The sequence below is a fragment of the Thermofilaceae archaeon genome (assembly GCA_038731975.1).
Lineage (GTDB): Archaea > Thermoproteota > Thermoprotei > Thermofilales > Thermofilaceae > JANXEW01.
In genome coordinates this window covers 1-3794 of the sequence record JAVYQJ010000062.1, presented here as the reverse complement: position 1 = coordinate 3794, position 3794 = coordinate 1, and the positions used below count along the sequence as shown (strand labels likewise).

The following is a 3794-nucleotide window of genomic DNA, read 5'->3' as shown; positions in this document are numbered from 1 at the left end:
GCAAACGTATACTTGACATTTATTAGACTAACATTAATATTAATATAATAATTAAATGTTTTTATGAGCATTACTCAACATTTTATTACTGAATGAGAGCAAAAGTACTTAATTAAACGTTTTTTATTAGACTTAAAAATTATTTCTAATAACTCATCCAGCCAGATTAGTAACTCTACCATAACATTTTATGCTATAATTGCGTGAAATATTCCTCAAGAATTCTTAATAAATAATAGTAAACTCAACCGTATATGGATATTTAACTACGAAAGTAAATAGCTTATCACTATAATCGAAATATACATAAACATCAACAAGAGTATTTTTTACCTTTCCCTCATTTACATTATCATAACTTATTCTTCTTAAAAACCACATTTCTGGCAAAATACTTACTAGAGCATTCTCTATAATGAAGCATCAAGCTTTTTAGAGAAATATGGGTTTCCTACAGGATAATCTCTGACTACCTTTGAGAAAGCTCAAATAGATCAAGAGAACCTACCAGAGGGAGGTCAAACTTATGATTAAGCCTATCTATTCTGTGAGAATATAAGTTGATATGCTTAAATAAATTTAATCTCTCCACATTTATAGCTTAGCATGATAAATCTAGGAGCATATACAAAAAATTATGAAAATCTTAAAAAATTTACTCAAACTATTTTTGCTTTAAAATTTCCTCTCCCTCATATATATTTCCTTTAGTTTCCTTTACAAGAGTTAAGGTTATACCTAAAACTATAATGCCAGTAATGATTGTAAAGTAAACTGGCGATAACAATGAACGTGTGGCATAAACTAAGTATGTCAGTATAAAGGGAGTAAGACCACCTATGAAGCCTACGCCTATTTGATAAGCTATAGATATTCCAGTATACCTAACTTTAGGAGGAAATAATTCTACTAAAAAGGCTGGAGTTATTGCTCCTGCTAAATAATAGATTAGCAATGAGCCTATAAGTATTGATGATGTAGTTGCAAGTATATTCCCCTGAAGAAGTAAATAATAATAAGGAAAAGCTAGAACAATAGCTATTATTGAATTGATAATTATCTGCTTTTTCCTTCCTATAATATCTGATAAATATCCAAAAGCTATTGATGCGAATATCCCTATTATAGATGCTATAAAAATAGCGAATGTAACTGCTTGAGATGTTACGTATGGTTGATGGAAACTTTTTGCTATAGTAGTAGCATATGCTATTGAAAAGGTAAAGTTAGTATAATACCAGGCACCATTAATTATTCCCACTATTATTAATCCGGCTACAATAGGTTTCCAATAATTTCTTATCACCTCTGCCAATGGATTCTTTGAGATTTTTCCTTCTCCTTGAAGTTTTCTAAATACTGGTGAATCCTCTATCCTTAATCTAATGACTAATCCTACTAAGGCTATTGCAAGACCTATGATAAACACTATTCTCCAGCCAAAATTTTCAAAGCCTCTAGTTCCTACTAAGGCAGTAATAACAAGAATTATACCAGTAACTAAAAGATTAGCTATAGATACTGTAGACTGAAGAACGCCTGAATACAATCCTCTTTTATTAGGACTAACATATTCTGATGTTAAAGAAAAAGCTCCTCCCCATTCTCCGCCAAGAGCTATACCAACTAAAAATCTAAGCAAAGCAAGTAGAATCGGTGCAAGCAAGCCTATCTGATAATATGTAGGCAGCAAGCCTATGAAAAATACACTGAACCCTGTTAATAAAACGGTAAAAACTAAACTATATCTTCTTCCTACTCTATCTCCAAGATACCCAAATACTATTCCTCCTAATGGTCTTCCTAAAAATCCTATGAAGAAGGTCACATATGTAGCTAATAATCCAGCTATCGGATTTATTTCAGGGAAGAATAATCTGGCTAGTATTGTTGCTACGTAGCCATATGTGAAGAAATCATACCATTCTAAAGCCATTCCAAAACTAGCAGCAATTATTGCCTTAGTTTTCATCGAAACCATTTTTACCACTATTCACACTACACCTAACTACTTTATTAAACTTTCTAGTATAACATATATCAATTTTTTAAATAAATTAAACGAGCTAGCCGTGGTAAAAATGAAGGTAATAAATTCTCATCGAAGATTTTTAAAAAGTATTCCTAGTTTTTCTACTCCAATATTTAGTCTATGAAATATCTCCCATAACGTAGCAGTGTTACTGCTAATTACCGGTTTCCCTATTTCTTTTTCCAATTTATCGATTATTTCAAACGTTCTAAGATTTGTACAAGAAATGAATACACCATCAAAATCACTTACACCATTTAATGAATTAAGAACGAATTTATAAACCTCCTCTGGCTCAACAGAACCTATATCAGTATTTCTCACTATTCCCATTCCTTTACTTTTGGCTACATATATACCATTAGCAGATAGAAACTCGACCTCTCTTTTGTTAACCTCATCTATATAGGGTGTGACTAAAACTACCTTCTTAATATTAAGCTTGTTTAATGCCTTTAGCACCGAACCAGATGTAGCAACTGCTTGCACTTTAGCTATTCTTTCTATACGGTGTACAATTTCTTCATAATGTTTTGGCCCTCTAAAAAAGCTACCAGAAGTACATGCATAAGCAATAATGTTAGGATTTAGCGTAGCTAATTCATATGTAGCCCTTTCTGTCTCTCTTTCCATAAAATCTAAATCATTCAATGTTACGTTATCAAGTCTTATTCTAGACGCATGGAAGGTAATTTTATATTGATCAATTTCATTAGAAATTTGATTGAATTCACGTTCAACTGTAGTATTAGATGATGGTAATATAATTCCTACTTTTAACCATTTCATATTTTTAAGTAACAATGATGCTATTTAAGTCTTATACAAGAAATTCAATATTAAAACGTCCTAGACGTTAGACAGTAAACCTTATTATAACTAGAGGCTCATATGCAATATGACGTGGAAAATATTAGTCCCGGGAATACCCGCATATACGAATCTGGGTTTTCTAGGCTTTTGTAACATAGTACTAATAGAGAGTGATGGAAGATATGGCATATATGATCCAGGTCATTTTGGAAATAAGGAATATTTACTAAATTCCTTAAAGAATAATGGCTTATCCACTTCAGATATAGAATTCGTTATCCTTTCTCATTTACATTATGATCACTCACTAAATTCACTAATTTTTTCAAAAGCCAAGATATATGCTTCGAAAAGAGAGGTAGAGTATACTCAAAATACGCCAGATTTATATTCAGCTCAGTACCTACCCACTCTTCTAAATGACAGATTAATCAAGGTAGAAGAAGGAGATACTTTATACGGCTTAAAATTTATATTATTACCTGGACATACGGCAGGAACTTTAGGTGTGATAGACAATGATACTATGCTTGTAGGGGATGCTATAAAGTATGTTAATGACGCCAAGAAAAGAGAAACGTCTTTTGCATATTATAATCTTTCTGCTGCAAACCAAAGCATTACGAAAGCTCTAAAAATGGGTAAAATAATAGTCCCTGGTCATGATCTACCTTTTAAAGTAAGCGAAAGTAAGATAGAAGAATTACCCAATTTTATTTATGATTTTATAATATTTATAAAAAATGACATGAAAATTTCAATTCTGAAGACATAAACTTTTTCTCACAAACTAAAAAGCTACCATTGTTTTTATTAATAAGCTTATAATACATTCTTACTAAATTATCTAGTTTGCAAAACACGTTATTAAAATATATAGTTATATAATTTTATAATTAATATAAGAATACAAAAATTTTAATATATAGAGCTAAGATTATTGAGCAAA

At 30.9% G+C, this 3794-nt stretch carries 3 protein-coding genes; 1 reads left to right on the top strand and 2 read right to left on the bottom strand.

From position 1 onward, the window contains the following. Positions 1 to 664: 664 nt before the first annotated feature. The gene (locus tag QXF46_09335; GenBank protein ID MEM0227063.1) at positions 665 to 1981 is read right to left on the bottom strand and encodes an MFS transporter; all 1317 of its coding nucleotides are present in this window, start codon (positions 1979 to 1981) and stop codon (positions 665 to 667) included. 117 nt (positions 1982 to 2098) lie between these two features. Beyond that, on the bottom strand, positions 2099 to 2821 hold the full coding sequence (locus QXF46_09330) for a hypothetical protein (GenBank protein ID MEM0227062.1): 723 nt from the start codon (positions 2819 to 2821) through the stop codon (positions 2099 to 2101). A 109-nt stretch (positions 2822 to 2930) separates the two neighbouring features. Between QXF46_09330 and QXF46_09325 the strand changes: the two genes are divergently transcribed. Beyond that, the gene (locus QXF46_09325; GenBank protein MEM0227061.1) at positions 2931 to 3620 is read left to right on the top strand and encodes an MBL fold metallo-hydrolase; all 690 of its coding nucleotides are present in this window, start codon (positions 2931 to 2933) and stop codon (positions 3618 to 3620) included. Positions 3621 to 3794 lie beyond the last annotated feature (174 nt).